The sequence below is a fragment of the Burkholderia sp. 4M9327F10 genome, from assembly GCF_005503145.1.
Lineage (GTDB): Bacteria > Pseudomonadota > Gammaproteobacteria > Burkholderiales > Burkholderiaceae > Paraburkholderia.
In genome coordinates this window covers 173853-188377 of the sequence record NZ_SCNV01000008.1, presented here as the reverse complement: position 1 = coordinate 188377, position 14525 = coordinate 173853, and the positions used below count along the sequence as shown (strand labels likewise).

Sequence of the window (14525 nt, the reverse complement as noted above, 5' to 3'; positions counted from 1 at the left end):
GCGTCGGCGTCGGAGTCGGCGTCGGAGTCGGAGTCGGAGTCGGAGTCGGAGTCGGAGTCGGAGTCGGAGTCGAGTCGGAGTCGGCGTCGGGGTGGGTGTCGGCGTCGGGGTAGGCGTCGGGGTAGGCGTCGGCGTCGGAGTAGGTGTCGGCGTCGGAGTAGGCGTCGGCGTGCCGCCACCCGAGCCGCCGCCCGTTCCGGAGCCGCCACCCGAGCCGCCACCGGACCCGCCGCCCGTACCGGTCACGGTTCCGCCGCCTGAGCCGCTGCCAAGCGTCGGAGATTTCGCCGTCAATGTCGATCCGCCGCAACCTTGAAGAACCATCAGTGACGACACGCACATGGCGATGGCCGTCATTTGGAAAGTGCGATTCATGTTTCTGCTCCCCCGTTATTGAACCAGTGGGGAGCTAACTGCAAGGCCTATGCCATTCGTACGACAAGACCGAATTCGAGCGATAAATCCTTATAAATCAATGCGGTATGGGATTTGTCCAGCACCGTGGCACGCGCTGCGGGCAAGCGTGTGTCACGGAACACAGCCTTGCGCCTCGCGCGTGTAACGTAACGCAAGGGAGCGCGTTTCTAGCGGCGTCACGCGCCGCTCACTCGCGCACTGAGCCAATCCGCATCAAATTTTCAAACGGCGCAGCACCTTCGGCCCTGCGAACGCGATAAGCGCTGAACACACCGCGACCACCGAGAGCCCGATCGGCAGATCGGTGACCTGCGTTACGCCGCCAATGATCACAGGCCCAAGCAGCAAGCCGAAATAGGCGAGCCCCGCGACATGCGCGAGCCCCTCGGCCGCATGGATGCCTTCGACCCGCGCGGCCGCCGCGAACAGCACCGGCATCATGTTCGCCAGTCCGAGACCCATCAGCGTGAAGCCAAACAGCGTGGTGAATGAATACGGCAACAGCAGCGCGCCGATCATGCCCGCGCACGCGAGCGATGCACTTGCCATCACCAGTTGCGGCGCGCCGAAACGGGCGCGCACGGCATCGCCGGCAAAACGGGCCGCCGCCATGCCGCCGGAAAACGCCGCATAGGCCGCGCTCGCAAGGGCAGGCGATGCGAGGACAACGTCACGCATATAAACAGTGCCCCAGTCGTACATTGCCCCTTCGGCGATTAGCGCGACCAGCGCGGTTGCCCCAAGTGCCCACAGCGCGGGTGAGCGCCAGCGGTTGGCACGTGGCGTGCCGGCATCCGGATGGTCGGCGTGCGGCACGTGCGGCAAAACCGCGGGGCAGGCAATTATCAGGACCAGCGCGCTCAGCAGGGCGGCCAGCACCAGATGCACGGCAGGCGCCATGCCGCGTGCCAGCAGCGCTCCGCCGACCGCCGCGCCCACCATCCCGCCGACGCTGAACATGCCATGCAGCGCGGACATGATCGGCCGTCCAAGCGTCTGCTCGACCGCGCTTGCCTCCGCGTTCATCGCGACATCCAGTGTTGCCATGCCGGCGCCGAACACGGCCAGCACCGCCAGCAGCAGCCAGTAAAACGGCACGACAAGGATCAGTGCGGCACAGAACGCCATCGTGAGACCGCCGGCCAGACACGCGCGACGAGTGCCGACACGGGCAATCCACTTTGCATTGGTCGCCATTGCAGTAATCGAACCGCACGCCACGGCGAGCAAGGCGAAGGACAGCAGCGCCGGATTCAGGTGGAAACGGTCGCGCACGGTCGGCACATGCACCCCCCATGACGCGTACATCATCCCGGCGATAAAGAACAGCGCCATGGTCGCGAAGCGGGCGCGCTTGAGCGAGGTGGCCGGCAGGTTGCGGTGCGCGGCGGGGAGCGCGGTGAAATCGGATGGTCGGTCGGACACGGAAGTCTCGCTGGCGGAAGCGGCAAAGAAGAACAGGGATCGGCAATGAGGGAGCGGGCAGCGCCAAGAAAGCCGCCTGAAAGCGAACTTCAGATTCTAACGAAGCGACCGCCGTCCTGCAGACGCCGTGAACTAATATCTCTCTCAATCCCCCTCACAATCATGCTGCTTCATATCAGGCACTTGAGGACACGGCATCCATTGAGGACGCGCCCTTGAATATCCCCGCTCACGCTGCGCTTCATTTGCTGCACCAGGCCGCGACCGGCACGCTCGCAACCCACTCGCGCCAGCCCGAGGGCTTTCCGTATCCGTCGATTCTGCCGTTCGCGCTGGATGCACGGCACCGCCCGACCATCCTCGTGAGCCGGCTCGCCGAGCACACGCACAACCTGCGGGCCGATGCGCGCGCTGGATTTCTGGTGGCGCACGCCCCGGATGGCGATGTGCTCAACGGTCAGCGGCTCACGCTGCTGGGTTCGTTCGAGATGGTCGAAGCAGAGCCTGCCGTGGCGCACCGTTACTTGCGCTATCACCCCGACGCCGAACGCTATCTGGCGCTGGGCGACTTCAGCTTCTGGGTGATGACGCTCGAGCGATTGCGCTACATCGGCGGCTTCGGCGCCATGGGCTGGCTCGACGGTGCCGAGCTTGATCCGCTAGACCCCATCTCGTTCGACGATGAATGCGCCTTGCTGGCGTGGTTCGGCGCCCACCCTCGGCGAGCCCACGATCTGGAACTGCTGGGCCTGGACCGCTATGGCGCGGATCTCAAAAAAGGAACTTTGCGAAGCCGCTTCATATTCGAGACCGTCGCTAAAGATACCGATTCCTTGCATGCGGCACTAGAAGATTGCATGGCACGGCATATGAACGGTTCATGACCTTCACTATTGCGGGAAAACACTGAGTTGCCGATGCATCCTGACTATTTATCTCATGGATGAGGGCCAATCGTCAGAAAAGCTCTCATCTCATGAAATGTTTCGGCGCAATTCACATATTAATTTTCATAATTTGAGAATTAATTCTGCGATTTACTCTGTCAGAGGCCTGTTTTTCCATAGTCTGCGAAAAAGAAGTAAATGAAAGGCTTGCTAACGTCGTTGCAAGTTGAAATTTTTCGAAACGAAACATAATTAATTTAAGAAATCGACTTTTCCACGGTTTCTATTTTGTGTTAATCTCGCCTGCAAATTCCGAGGCATGATCACCTTCAAAGGGCAAACCGGCTCAGACCGGTAGTCATTTATCCAAACCACAAGGGAACCTATGTCTTCCTACAAGGAACTACTCGCACAGCGAGAAAAGCTGGAAAAGCAGATCGAAGAAGCAAAGTCGCGTGAATACGCGGAAGTGTTGAACGAGATCAAGCAGAAGATGGCCGACTATGGCATTACGCTCGCTGAGCTGGGCGGTGGCCGTGGTAAGAATGCGAAAGTGGGTCGTCCCCGTGCTGGCGTCGCGCCGAAATATCGTGATCCGGACAGCGGCAGCACCTGGTCCGGCCGCGGCAAACCGCCGCGCTGGATCGCCGGTCAGGATCGTGAGAAGTTTCTGATCTCGCGTTAATCGTAAGCCCGGTGGGCGCTTTATTGCGCCACCGTTCAAAGAACCGCGCAACCTTCAGGTGCGCGGTTTTTTTTCGTCTTCGGTAACCCATGTGGCTCACCGAGTGAACGTGGTTTACTGCGCCGCGCCCGGCGATTCCGCACTATGCGAAACACGAATGCTTCCCGTTTAGATAAGCATCTGATTTAAAAGAGAATTTTAGGGGATTGAGGGATTTGTCACGATGCGGCGGTTAGAATCGCCAGATTGAAAATCCGGTCCGCCCGCATGCTCTCCACTCTCGACGCACAATCCGCAGAAAAACACGACGTCGCGCGCAAAAGTACGTTTGTCAGTATTGCGCTCAATACAGTGTTGGTGGCGCTGCAAATCGTCATCGGTGTGATTGCCCATTCGCAGGCACTCGTCGCTGATGGTGTGCATTCGCTCGCCGACTTGGTTTCCGATTTTGTCGTACTTATCGCCAATCGCCACAGTGGTGCGCAGCCGGACGCCGATCACAATTACGGCCACAGCCGCTATGAGACAGTGGCTTCATTGTTTCTGGGTGCATTGCTAATAGCAGTGGGCGTCGGCATGCTATGGCGCGCCGGAACGCGCCTTGCAGATTTGCGGGATATTCCGGCGGTTCATCTGAGTGCGCTTGCCGTCGCTTTGCTGGTACTCGTTTCGAAAGAAGCCCTGTTTCGTTACATGCTGCGTGAAGCGCAGCGCGTGCGTTCGGCCATGCTGATTGCCAATGCCTGGCATGCGCGTTCCGATGCGGCATCGTCGCTGGTGGTAGCGATCGGCATTATCGGCAGCCTGGCTGGCGTGCGGCTTCTCGATCCGATTGCGGCGGCAATAGTCGGTTTCATGGTCGCGCGCATGGGTTGGACTTTCGGCTGGGATGCGCTGCAGGACCTCTCGGACCGCGCACTGGACGACGCCGCCACCGCCGATGTCCGCAAACTGCTGATGTCCACGCCCGGCGTGCGCGACGTGCACGAGCTGCGCACGCGCAAGATGGGCGACTTCGCGCTTGTCGATGCGCACATCCTGGTCGACCCGTTGATCTCCGTCTCCGAAGGGCACTACATTGCCGAGTCGGCACGCGCGCGCGTGCTGAGCGACAACCGCGTGCTCGACGCGCTGATCCACGTCGATCCGGAAAACGACGCGCTGGCGCGGCCGCCGGTCAATCTGCCGCCGCGCGAGCGCGTCGTCGCCGAGGTCGAGGCGGCCTTGGCCTCGCAGGGAGAGCACGCCGCGGCAGTGAATATTCACTACTTGAGCACCGGTCTCGATGTCGACGTGACGCTGCCCGCCAGCGCATCGCAGGCGCGCGGCAGCGACGCCGAACGCCTCGCGCAACTGGATCTGACAGGGTTGAAGAGCCGGCTTGGCGCTCGCCATCTGCGCGTGTTGCGGGCCATGGATGCCGGCTTGCCGGGCGCGGCGTCTGCGCAACCGGCAGCGGAACGTCGCGATATCGTCTAGGACAAACGGACCCGGCGCACAACACAGGCCGGAGGACAGCGGACTACCTGCGGACTGTGTGCCGGTTATCGCTGGCGGCTGGGCGCTAGCCGCCCGGAGTCCAGGCTCTTAAAGCGGCAACTGCGTGTCGAACTTTATCTCGCGCAGCACGACACTCGTGCGCACCTGCGCGACCGCCGGAATCTTGAAGATGCGCTCGTGCAGAAACGCATCGTAGGCCTTGATGTCCGGCGCGACGATCTTGAGGATGTAATCGGATTCGCCTGTGGTGCTGTAGCACTCGGTCACTTCGGGACAGGTGGCGATCTCCCGCTCGAACTGCTCGACCCCGCCTTCCGTATGCCGCGTCAGATGGATGTGGGCGAGGGCGCACACATGCAGTCCGAGTTTTTCGCGATCCAGCAAAGCCGTGTAGCGCTGGATCACCCCCGACTGCTCCATATCCTTGATCCGCCGCCAGCACGGCGTGCTGGACAGACCGACCTGATCGGAGATCTCCTGCACGGAGCGGCGAGCGTCCAGCTGCAACAGGCGCAGGATCTTTTGAGAGAACGTATCGAGTGTCAACTGCGCCTCCGTTGGCGTGCCATGTTCCTAATAGTAGAGGCGGTGAAAACGAAACGCAATGTAAAACGGCTCTGGCGAGCGAGATTACCTAATTTGCAGGTTTGGCGGCGACATTTTGCCCTGTGCCGTCCCCATCATTTGCGACTGCGGCGGCCGCGGCCGCTGCGGCCGTTGCGTTGACGTGGTCAGCCAGCGCGGCCTGGTTGCCGCGCAGCTCGGCGAGCATGTTGCAGAACAGCGCGCCCTGTTCGATTGCATCGTCGAGCGCGACGTGGGTGTGCGGATGTTCGTCGAACCAGCGCTGTGGCAAGCGCGGCTTGATGCATTTGCGATAGGGCAGACCCGTCATCGCGAAGGCAAGCGTCTTGATGTCGAGCGCCGACCATGAAAAAGGGCAGCGGCCGGCAAAGCGCATCATGTACCAGAACATGAAGGTGAAATCGAAGCCGGCCGGCATCGCCACGAAGACGGGCTTGCCGGGTAGCGCCTCCACCCACGTCACGTAGGCTTCGAGGGCCTTGGCGGGTTGCTGGAGATCGGTGCGGCAAGCGGCCCACGCCTCGGGCTGGGTCTTCCACCAGGCCTCCTGAACCGGATGGGGCCGCGCGCCGTCCAGCAGTTCGAGGTTGGCCGAGAAGGTGCCGATCAGTTGCTTGTCTTCGGTATAAGCCGCCGAGGCGAAACTGAGCATCGAGTGCGGGCCGGGGATCGGGCCGTCCGCTTCGACATCGGTGCTCACATAGATTTCGGCGCTCATGCGCTCACTCCATCAGCGACATACGGGTTCGTGCGGCGCTCGGCGCCGAACGTCGAAGTAGGCCCATGGCCAGGCACGAAGGTGACGTCCTCTCCAAGCGGCCAGAGCTTTTCGCGGATCGAGCGGATCAGGTCGGCATGATTGCCGCGCGGAAAATCCGTGCGGCCGATCGAGCCGGCGAAAAGCACGTCGCCCACCAGCGCGAGCCGGTGCGCGCGGCTAAAGAAGATCACGTGGCCGGGCGTATGGCCGGGGCAGTGATAGACCTCCAGCGTTTCATTGCCGAACTGGACCGTGTCGCCGTCCTGCAGCCAGCGGTCCGGTTCGAACGCCTGCGCGGCCGGGAAGCCGAAGCGCGTGCTCTGGTCCGGCAGCTTGTCGAGCCAGAAGCGTTCGTCGGGATGGGGGCCGTCGATCGGCACACCGTAATGCATGGCCAGTGTCTTCGCGCCGGCGCAGTGATCGATATGGCCGTGCGTCAGAAAGACCTTTTCTACCGACACGTTCTGGCGCGCGACCTCGCCCTGGATGGTCTCGAGGTCGCCGCCCGGATCGACGACCGCGGCGCGTCCCGTTGCCTCGCAAACGAGCAGCGAGCAGTTCTGCTGGAACGGCGTGACGGGGATCAGAGTGACTTTCATGAGGACGTTGGGTCGCGGCAAAAACGTTGATTGTACCGGCGCTGCAGGGCCCTCGCCGATAGGCCAAATGGCTGATGCGCAATGCCTATTTTTGCATCAATAGTGAAAATTCATCAAAGCTATCAGCACCTTGGCATCCCAAAAATGTCTTTTGGGTATAATGGCGCCCTAGTGTACGGAAGACCGTACTGCCACAGGACGATGCGTCCCCATGAAAAATGGAGCGCCGATCGTCGTCAAGTAAGTGCCGTCGGGGTTCTCGACGGCAAATCCAGCATCGGATGCGTCCGATGCGCACGTCTCGTCCAGCCAGGCGCCACGCGCCTGCTACGGCCTACTGCCGTGACGCTGGGTGGGGCCTACGCCGCCGTTCCTGCGCGCTGCTGTTGAGCGTGCAAGAACGTGATTGCCACGTTCGATGGCGGCTTGTGGGGTCTGGTCAGGCTGCCGGGGACAGGTTGCGCCAGACGTGAAAATTAACCGTGCGGGAGCGGCAGGCATGCCGCGTGCGGGCTTCAGCGTACTGCGCATTGCTGCGCGGCGCGTGGTCGTTCGCTTCCCGCCGGAGTCGCAGCAACACGCAGCTATCGCGTGATGCGGCTCGACATTGTGATTGCACGTCTTATGAAAACTCGGTCATCCCGAAGTATGGGGAGTCTTTTTGCCTTTTTTATGCTCGCAGGGTGCGCAGTGCCCCCGAACGCGGCCAATCAGGCAAGTAACCCGCCGCTCAGCACGAAGAGCGCGCAAGCAGGCGGCACGGGCGCATTCGCCCCGCAGGCCTTCGGCACGCCCGCCGCAGCGGCCTCCGACGCCGACGGCACCCCGCTCGGCGACGCCCAGCCCCTCACGGTTGCCGGCCCCAACGTGGCTGGTTATCACGAAACCGGCCGCGCCTCCTGGTACGGCAGGTTCTTCCACGGCCGCCGCACTGCCAACGGCGAGCGCTTCGACATGCACGCGCTCACGGCCGCGCACCGTACGCTGCCGCTCGGCTCCTACGTGCGCGTGACCAACCCGGCCACCGACCGCTCGGTGATCGTCCGCATCAACGACCGCGGACCGTTCGCACGCGGCCGCGTGATCGACCTGTCCATGGCCGCGGCGTCGGCACTGCATATGCAGCACGCCGGTACGGCGCGGGTGGAAATTGAAGGTTTGACGCAGCAGCAGGCCAAGGTGGAGCAGGCCGAGACGCTGGCGTCGAACGGCAACGACCTCAAGTGATGTAACGGGGGCGGCACGTGGTTTGCTGCTCCCTTTGCTTTCCGTTAGATGCCTGGATTCACCCTGCACCCCGCGCGCGGCTGATTGCGCCGCTCGCGTGCGGTCCGAAGAGTTGAAGGGCGCCGCTCGCGCGGTCCTTCAGTCTTCGCTTTCCTCGCCCTCGCCCTCGTCGTCCTCGTCTTTCTTCAGGGCGAGCGCGCGCGTGTACAGCGCGTTGCGCGACACACCCGTGATGGCCGCCGCAACTTTCGCCGCGCTACTCACCGTCAGTTCTTCCAGCAAGATGCCCAGCAACGCGTCGTGATCGTGCTCGCCTGTGGCTTGTGCCTGCGCGCCTTGCACCACCAGAACAAACTCGCCGCGCTGCCGGTTCGGGTCTTCGGCGAGCCACGTTGGCCCTTCGGCCAGGGTGCTTTGATGCAACGCCTCATGTAACTTAGTCAGCTCACGGGCGATCAGCAATTTGCGGGCGCCGCCGAATGCTTCGGCCAGAGCCTCGACCGTCTCTACGATGCGATGCGGCGCTTCGTAGAAGACCATGGCGTGCGGATGCGTCGCGAGCGTTTGCAGCGTTGCGGCGCGTTGCTTCGCCTTGGGCGGCAAAAAACCGAGAAACGAGAAGGTGGCCACCCAGTCGCCTGCTGCGGAAAGGGCAGCGGCAAGCGCGCTTGCGCCCGGCAATGGAATCACCGGGAAGCCGGCTTCGCGCACGGCGTCCACCAGTTTTGCACCGGGGTCCGAAATACCGGGCGTGCCGGCGTCGGACACGTAGGCAACCCGCTCGCCCGCCTGCAGATGCTCGACGATGCGCAGCGCCGCCGCGCGCTCGTTGTGCTGATGCACGGCGAGGAGCGGCTTCGAGATGCCGTAGCGAGCCAGCAGTTGGCCGGTATTGCGGGTGTCCTCGGCGGCGATGCGGTCCACGAGTCCGAGCACGTGCAGCGCGCGCAACGTGATGTCCGCGACGTTGCCGATCGGCGTCGCCACCACATAGAGCGCGGCAGCGGGGTATTGCTGCCCTTGCGCAAGTTCGGAGAGAGGGGTCATGAGGCAGAAGACGCAGACAGACAAAGCAAGGCCGACATTGTGCCACGCAGCGGCAGAGGGTTCGGCGCCCCCTGCGAACGGCCACAACTTTTTGGGACGCGCGGGGTCCAAAGACGTCGGAGCGGCTTTCGAGACCCACGCGCTGGTGTTTTTACAGCGTCAACGCTTGCGTCTGGTTGCGCGCAACGTGGTGTGCCGCGGCGGCGAGATCGATCTGGTGATGCGCGAGCGCGACGGCGTGCTGGTGTTCGTCGAAGTGCGCGCGAGGGCACAGCGGCGCTACGGCGGAGCGGCCGCAAGCATTGGCTGGCAGAAACGCCAACGGCTGGTGCGTGCCGCGCGCCATTATCTGGCGACTCGCGTGGGCGAGGTGCCGGCGTGCCGTTTCGACGTGGTCGCGTTCGAAGGCGGGCGGCTCGTGTGGCTGCGCGACGCGTTTCGCGCCGACGAAGTCTAGGACGCAACGCGGAGATTGCACCTGAGTGCGATAAACTTGCGCTCGCGTGCGGGTGGCCCGGTGTTGCGTTGTTTGCGCGCCGGGTCATGCATGGGCATTGCCTGCACCTTCAGCCACACCAACATGTCTTCACAACAGGGCCGCGCGAGAGCGGTCCATACGCGGCAAAAGATAGAGACTCGATGTCAGTCGAACGCATTCAACAGCACTTCCGCGACAGCGCGGCGGTCAAACTCGAAGCCCTCGAAACCTTGTCGATGCCGATCGCCGCAGCGATCGACACGATGTTTATGGCGCTTGCCAATGGCAACCGCATTCTTGCGTGCGGCAACGGCGGATCCGCTGCCGACGCACAACATTTTGCCGCCGAACTGATCGGCCGCTTCGAACGCGAACGCCCCGGCTTGCCGGCGATTGCGCTGACCACCGACACCTCCGTCATTACGGCAATTGCCAACGACTACGCGTTCGAACAGGTTTTCTCGAAGCAGGTATGGGCGCTGGGCCAACCCGGCGACGTACTGCTCGCCATCACGACCTCGGGCAATTCGGCGAACGTGCTGGCCGCAATCGAGGCAGCGCACGAGCGGGAGATGATCGTCGTGGCGTTGACCGGCAAGGGCGGCGGCAAGGCGCATGAGGTGCTGTCCGATACCGACATCCACATTTGCGTGCCCTCCGAGCGCACGGCACGCATTCAGGAAGTGCATTTGCTGACCATCCATTGTCTGTGCGACGGCATTGATGCCATGTTGCTGGGCGAAGACTGATTCCGAAGGAGAGCTAGTTGATGAGCGTATTCCGCATCAAGACGACACTGGTGAGAACCACACTGGTGGTGGGGCTGGCGGCCGGGCTGTCCGCGACGTTGCAGGGGTGCTTCCTGCTGGTGGCCGGCGCGGCGGGCGGCGGCGCGCTGATGGCGACCGACCGGCGTACGCTTGGTGCGCAAACCGAGGATCGCGAGATTCAGGTGAAATCGCTCGCGCAGATCAATCAGAATCTGCCGCAACAGGCGCACGTCAACGTGACGGTGTTCAACCGGCGCGTGCTGCTGACCGGCGAAGTGCCGGACGACGCGTCCAAACAGAAGGCCGAGCAGATCGTGCGCTCGCTCAACAACGTCAACGCGATCGTCAACGAGTTGACGATCGGGCCGGCGGCCGAGCTGTCCTCGCGGACCAACGACTCGTACCTTGAAACACGCGTCAAGACCGCGCTGATTGCCGAGAAGAACATTTCGGCGAACAACTTCAAGGTGGTGTGCGAGAACGGCTCGGTGTACCTGATGGGTCTCGTTACGCGCGATGAAGGCGCGCGCGGCGCCGACGTGGCGAGTCGTGTGCCGGGCGTCACGCAGGTGGTGAAGGTGTTCCAGTACATCCTGCCGCAAGACGCAACTGCAGCCTCCGCTGCTGCCGCGGCCAGCGCGCCGGCGGCACCGCCGCCTCCGCCGACGACCGATGCGACGGTCGGCACGGTGCCGGATGCTTCGGTTAGCTCGCGTCCGCTCGATCAGCAGGCGCCGGCGCCGGTGACCAATTCCAGTCCGGTGCATCCGGGCAACCCGGCGGTAAGCCAATGAAGCGGGGTGGGTTTCTGGCCGGCCATGTTGCCGGTCGCGGTTTGCTGAGCGTGGGGGCGGCGCTGGTATTGGCGGGTCTTGCTGCAACGGCGCAGGCTGAGGATGTCCCGCGCGGTTTGGCCATCGCGCGTTCCAATGCGTGCATGGGCTGTCATGCGGTCGATCGTAAGCTGGTGGGGCCGTCGTTTCAGCAGATCGCCGGGAAGTACAAGGGCGACGCCCAGGCGCCGGTCAAACTGGCGCTGAAGGTGAAGAATGGCGGCTCGGGTGTGTGGGGCGCCATTCCGATGCCGGCGCACCCGGCGATGAGCGATGCGGACATCCGTACGGTAGTGGATTGGGTGCTGGCCGGCGCGCCTTCTAAATGAGTTTTTGACGCGCTGGGCGGCTTGGCAAAAGCAAAAAACCTTGTGCTAGAATCATTTGGTCGTTGGGGGGGTAGCTCAGCTGGGAGAGCGTCGCGTTCGCAATGCGAAGGTCGGGAGTTCGATCCTCCTCCTCTCCACCAAGATCACATCCGAAGTTGTCCGAGATTGTCCGGAAACCCCGCAGCCGAAAGGCTCGTGGGGTTTTTTATGTCCGGCGAAGTCTGGCTACATTCATTGACATCTCGGGGCATGAGGGGGCACATTCGGGGGCACGTTAGATGCCCGATAAGCTGATGCCCCCACGGAGTTTTGAATGCCCCTCACTGATGTCGAAGTTCGCAGCGCGCGCCCGCGCGAGAAGGCCTACCGTCTTACTGACGGCTCGGGCATGTACTTGGAAGTCTCTCCGGCAGGCGGAAAGTACTGGCGGTTCAAATACCGATTTGCAGGCAAGGAAAAGCGGCTGGCGCTGGGCGTCTATCCAGATGTGAGCATGAAAGAAGCGCGTGCACGTCGCGATGAGGCCCGTAGGCTGTTGGCCAATGGCGTCGATCCGGGCATTGAGCGCAAGGTGCAGAAAGCAGCAACGGTGGAGCGCGCCGCAAACAGCTTCGAAGCCGTTGCCCGTGAGTGGTTTGCGAGGCATGCGCCGGGATGGGCAAAGACCCACGCCGACAAGATCATTGCCCGCCTCGAGAAGGACGTCTTCCCTTGGCTGGGTGGCCGGGCAATCGCGGAGATTAAAGCCCCTGAAGTATTGTCGGTACTGCGCCGAGTCGAAGCTCGGGGCGCGCTCGATACTGCCCATCGAGTCCACCAAAACTGCGGTCAGGTCTTTCGCTATGCCGTTGCCACCGGGCGCGCAGAGCGCGATGTGAGTGCTGACCTGCGCGGCGCACTCCCGGCTGCACGTCACACCCATTTTGCATCCGTGACGGAACCTGATGAGGTGGCCGGTCTTCTACGTGCGCTCGATGGTTTTCAGGGCACCTTTGTCGTGCAGTGTGCATTGCGCCTAGCGCCTCTGTTATTCGTTCGCCCCGGAGAGTTGCGGGCAGCGGAATGGGTACAGTTCGACCTCGACAAAGCACAATGGCGCTATACCGTTTCCAAGACTAGAACCGAGCACCTTGTGCCGCTTGCTACGCAAGCCGTTGCGATCCTGCGCGAACTTCATGCGCTTACGGGGCAACGCAAATACGTTTTCCCAGGGCGTGACGTTAAGAAGCCCATGAGCGGTGCCGCAATCAACGCGGCGCTTAGGCGGATGGGCTTCGATACCAAAACTGAAATTACGGGCCATGGTTTTCGGGCAATGGCGCGTACGGTCCTGCATGAGCAATTGCGCTTTCCGAGTGAAGTCATCGAGCATCAGCTTGCCCACAAGGTTTCAGATTCACTGGGTACGGCTTATAACCGGACAAAATTCATCGACGATCGGATAGTGATGATGCAGAGGTGGGCAGACTATCTTGACAAGCTGAAGGCAGGGGCCGCCGTAATTCAATTTATTGCCGCGACAGGCTGAACCGGATCCCGATGGTCATGGTGAGCCAAGACGCGCAGAATCGACGACCGTGCTAGCTATGGTGTCTGAGGGCGAAGAGGTGGCGGCTGGATGCCTCTACTCCGAAGGCAAGGGGGGCTGGTTCGATCGCAGCCGGGCACGCCAATAGCCGTAAGGCTTCCAGCGCTTTCTCTGCGTCATCGTTTGCGCCTGAAAATACGGTTAGCCGGCGGCCGTCTGTAGGTCGACGACCTAGGTGTGCGGCTGGAACCAGTGCGCCAGGTGATCGGCCGACAGGTGCGCGTAGCGTTGCACCATTTCCAGCGCTTCCCTTCCTCTCAGCTCGTTGAGCACCTGTAACGGTGTGCCGCGCTGAACATGCCAGCTTGCCCACGTGTGGCGCAGATCGTGCCAGTGGAAGTCAGGGATGCCGGCGCGTTTGAGCGCTTTTGTCCATGCGGCGGTAACGGTCTAATAGACCAGCCTGCCGTGGTGCACGAATACGCTTTCGACGCATTCAGGCTTACGCTTCTTCGCGCGCTGCCGCCGCAGCACCACGATTGCGAAAGCTGCGGGTGGCATGTGTTGAAGACAGGTTGCCGTATCGCCCAAGAACGTTGCGCCTCCTTTAGAGCGGCTCGCCTTGTTCGAAGGCACGGGCCCGCTCGCGGATGACTTCCGGTCGCCCCGCCTTCAGCCGGAGTGGTGGCGCATAGTCCTTGACCAGTTCAAGCAGGGGCCGTCCAACTTCGCAAAGGTGGAGCAGGCAAGCGCATGTGGCCGCACGTAACGCCCATTTGTCGTCGAGGGTAAAGGTGGGGTTTACGCTACCTCTTCGCGAATGGGCATCAAGCATCAGCAGGAACCCGGCATTCATGTCGCCATCACGGAACGCACTCATCAATGAGCGCTCACGTTGTGGCGTCAGAAGCAGGTCAAGGCCGCGCCATTTGTCGGGAGTTCCGTGTTGCCATCCGGCCACCGAAAACGTATCCCGCTTCACTGCGCCGAACCTCTTCACTTCGTATTCGCCATGACGGGCCGGTGCGACGTCGCCAGGCAGCCAGTTCGTCAGGAGGTCACCGAGATGGCGAGCCAGTTCAGGGCGTTGGGCAACGCGGACTGGTGGCGGGGCGGTTCGCGCAACTGTGTGGTCGGGAGGCCAATCTCCGGGCCATGTGGATATGCATGCATCCCGTAGTTCCTTGTCGCCAAGGTTCTCTTGGACGCAACGGTGGCCGCGCTCCATATCGAAGTAGGGGCCATAAAAGGCATCACGGTGGTTGCCAAAAAAAATGGCGATTCCCCGGCGCGCGGGCACATCGTCATGGGCAAGGGCGACAACGGCGCTGTGACCTAGGTCCGCTAGCCGCCGAGTGAAATCGGAAATGAGCGCCGATACCTCGGCGGTTTGTCCGTGCATGTCGTACTCCGATTGGGCTTAAACCTCAGTCGCAGAGGACCTACGGCTACCCA

General features: G+C 62.3%; 15 protein-coding genes, 1 tRNA gene and 2 pseudogenes. 10 read left to right on the top strand and 8 right to left on the bottom strand.

Going from position 1 to position 14525, the window contains the following annotated elements:
- Positions 1-75 precede the first annotated feature (75 nt).
- Both FFS45_RS42885 and FFS45_RS11415 read right to left on the bottom strand, forming a co-directional pair.
- Positions 76-375, bottom strand: a pseudogene (locus FFS45_RS42885) (hypothetical protein); the annotation flags it as partial.
- A gap of 255 nt (positions 376-630) precedes the next feature.
- Entirely contained in the window at positions 631-1842 is a 1212-nt protein-coding gene (locus FFS45_RS11415) for an MFS transporter (RefSeq protein ID WP_137954736.1), read from the bottom strand.
- Positions 1843-2057: 215 nt separating this feature from the next.
- On the opposite strand from FFS45_RS11415, the gene FFS45_RS11410 reads away from it, so the two are divergent.
- The 3 genes from FFS45_RS11410 (at position 2058) to FFS45_RS11400 (ending at position 4893) form a co-directional block, all read left to right on the top strand.
- Entirely contained in the window at positions 2058-2726 is a 669-nt protein-coding gene (locus FFS45_RS11410; protein WP_137954735.1) for a pyridoxamine 5'-phosphate oxidase family protein, read from the top strand.
- A 388-nt stretch (positions 2727-3114) separates the two neighbouring features.
- Positions 3115-3414 carry an H-NS histone family protein gene (locus FFS45_RS11405; protein ID WP_137954734.1) on the top strand — a complete coding sequence of 100 codons (300 nt, stop codon included), beginning with the start codon at positions 3115-3117 and terminating at the stop codon, positions 3412-3414.
- Positions 3415-3681: 267 nt separating this feature from the next.
- Positions 3682-4893, top strand: coding sequence for a cation diffusion facilitator family transporter (locus tag FFS45_RS11400; RefSeq protein ID WP_137954733.1), 1212 nt, complete (start codon positions 3682-3684; stop codon positions 4891-4893).
- A gap of 108 nt (positions 4894-5001) precedes the next feature.
- Here FFS45_RS11400 and FFS45_RS11395 read toward each other — a convergent pair whose 3' ends face one another.
- From FFS45_RS11395 to FFS45_RS11385, 3 genes are all read right to left on the bottom strand, one after another.
- On the bottom strand, positions 5002-5460 hold the full coding sequence (locus FFS45_RS11395; protein ID WP_074263115.1) for an Lrp/AsnC family transcriptional regulator: 459 nt from the start codon (positions 5458-5460) through the stop codon (positions 5002-5004).
- An 88-nt stretch (positions 5461-5548) separates the two neighbouring features.
- A complete protein-coding gene (locus tag FFS45_RS11390; RefSeq protein WP_137954732.1) occupies positions 5549-6217 on the bottom strand; it encodes an exonuclease in 669 nt (222 codons plus the stop codon).
- A complete protein-coding gene (locus FFS45_RS11385; protein ID WP_137954731.1) occupies positions 6214-6858 on the bottom strand; it encodes an MBL fold metallo-hydrolase in 645 nt (214 codons plus the stop codon). Before FFS45_RS11385 ends, FFS45_RS11390 begins: the two co-directional genes overlap by 4 nt.
- Before the next feature lie 594 nt (positions 6859-7452).
- On the opposite strand from FFS45_RS11385, the gene FFS45_RS11380 reads away from it, so the two are divergent.
- Positions 7453-8085, top strand: a complete 633-nt coding sequence (locus FFS45_RS11380) for a septal ring lytic transglycosylase RlpA family protein (protein WP_137954748.1) — start codon at positions 7453-7455, stop codon at positions 8083-8085.
- 138 nt (positions 8086-8223) lie between these two features.
- Here the strand turns inward: FFS45_RS11380 and rsmI are convergent, their stop codons facing one another.
- A complete protein-coding gene (gene rsmI, locus FFS45_RS11375; protein ID WP_137954730.1) occupies positions 8224-9132 on the bottom strand; it encodes a 16S rRNA (cytidine(1402)-2'-O)-methyltransferase in 909 nt (302 codons plus the stop codon).
- On the opposite strand from rsmI, the gene FFS45_RS11370 reads away from it, so the two are divergent.
- From FFS45_RS11370 to FFS45_RS11345, 6 genes are all read left to right on the top strand, one after another.
- Complete coding sequence (locus FFS45_RS11370; protein ID WP_171029632.1) at positions 9131-9589, top strand: YraN family protein; 459 nt, start codon at positions 9131-9133, stop codon at positions 9587-9589. The two genes, rsmI and FFS45_RS11370, sit on opposite strands and share 2 nt — an antisense overlap.
- A gap of 182 nt (positions 9590-9771) precedes the next feature.
- Positions 9772-10359 (top strand): phosphoheptose isomerase, encoded by a 588-nt coding sequence (locus FFS45_RS11365; RefSeq protein ID WP_137954729.1) that lies wholly within the window; start codon positions 9772-9774, stop codon positions 10357-10359.
- 20 nt (positions 10360-10379) lie between these two features.
- Complete coding sequence (locus FFS45_RS11360) at positions 10380-11174, top strand: BON domain-containing protein (protein ID WP_137954728.1); 795 nt, start codon at positions 10380-10382, stop codon at positions 11172-11174.
- Positions 11171-11542 carry a c-type cytochrome gene (locus FFS45_RS11355; protein ID WP_137954727.1) on the top strand — a complete coding sequence of 124 codons (372 nt, stop codon included), beginning with the start codon at positions 11171-11173 and terminating at the stop codon, positions 11540-11542. Before FFS45_RS11360 ends, FFS45_RS11355 begins: the two co-directional genes overlap by 4 nt.
- 64 nt (positions 11543-11606) lie before the next feature.
- Positions 11607-11682 (top strand) — tRNA-Ala (locus FFS45_RS11350).
- A gap of 173 nt (positions 11683-11855) precedes the next feature.
- Positions 11856-13070, top strand: coding sequence for an integrase arm-type DNA-binding domain-containing protein (locus FFS45_RS11345; RefSeq protein WP_137954726.1), 1215 nt, complete (start codon positions 11856-11858; stop codon positions 13068-13070).
- A gap of 231 nt (positions 13071-13301) precedes the next feature.
- Here FFS45_RS11345 and FFS45_RS11340 read toward each other — a convergent pair.
- A pseudogene (locus FFS45_RS11340) lies at positions 13302-13631 on the bottom strand (tyrosine-type recombinase/integrase); the annotation flags it as partial.
- Positions 13632-13677: 46 nt separating this feature from the next.
- Entirely contained in the window at positions 13678-14472 is a 795-nt protein-coding gene (locus tag FFS45_RS11335; RefSeq protein WP_137954725.1) for a hypothetical protein, read from the bottom strand.
- Positions 14473-14525 lie beyond the last annotated feature (53 nt).

Bases quoted from the DNA above. Each gene is read 5' to 3' on its own strand.
- FFS45_RS11405 (WP_137954734.1), top strand. From the start codon at position 3,115: ATGTCTTCCTACAAGGAACTACTCGCACAGCGAGAAAAGCTGGAAAAG.
- FFS45_RS11400 (WP_137954733.1), top strand. From the start codon at position 3,682: ATGCTCTCCACTCTCGACGCACAATCCGCAGAAAAACACGACGTCGCG.
- FFS45_RS11390 (WP_137954732.1), bottom strand. From the start codon at position 6,217: ATGAGCGCCGAAATCTATGTGAGCACCGATGTCGAAGCGGACGGCCCG.
- FFS45_RS11385 (WP_137954731.1), bottom strand. From the start codon at position 6,858: ATGAAAGTCACTCTGATCCCCGTCACGCCGTTCCAGCAGAACTGCTCG.
- FFS45_RS11380 (WP_137954748.1), top strand. From the start codon at position 7,453: ATGCGGCTCGACATTGTGATTGCACGTCTTATGAAAACTCGGTCATCC.
- FFS45_RS11370 (WP_171029632.1), top strand. From the start codon at position 9,131: ATGAGGCAGAAGACGCAGACAGACAAAGCAAGGCCGACATTGTGCCAC.
- rsmI (WP_137954730.1), bottom strand. From the start codon at position 9,132: ATGACCCCTCTCTCCGAACTTGCGCAAGGGCAGCAATACCCCGCTGCC.
- FFS45_RS11365 (WP_137954729.1), top strand. From the start codon at position 9,772: ATGTCAGTCGAACGCATTCAACAGCACTTCCGCGACAGCGCGGCGGTC.
- FFS45_RS11360 (WP_137954728.1), top strand. From the start codon at position 10,380: ATGAGCGTATTCCGCATCAAGACGACACTGGTGAGAACCACACTGGTG.
- FFS45_RS11355 (WP_137954727.1), top strand. From the start codon at position 11,171: ATGAAGCGGGGTGGGTTTCTGGCCGGCCATGTTGCCGGTCGCGGTTTG.
- FFS45_RS11345 (WP_137954726.1), top strand. From the start codon at position 11,856: ATGCCCCTCACTGATGTCGAAGTTCGCAGCGCGCGCCCGCGCGAGAAG.
- FFS45_RS11335 (WP_137954725.1), bottom strand. From the start codon at position 14,472: ATGCACGGACAAACCGCCGAGGTATCGGCGCTCATTTCCGATTTCACT.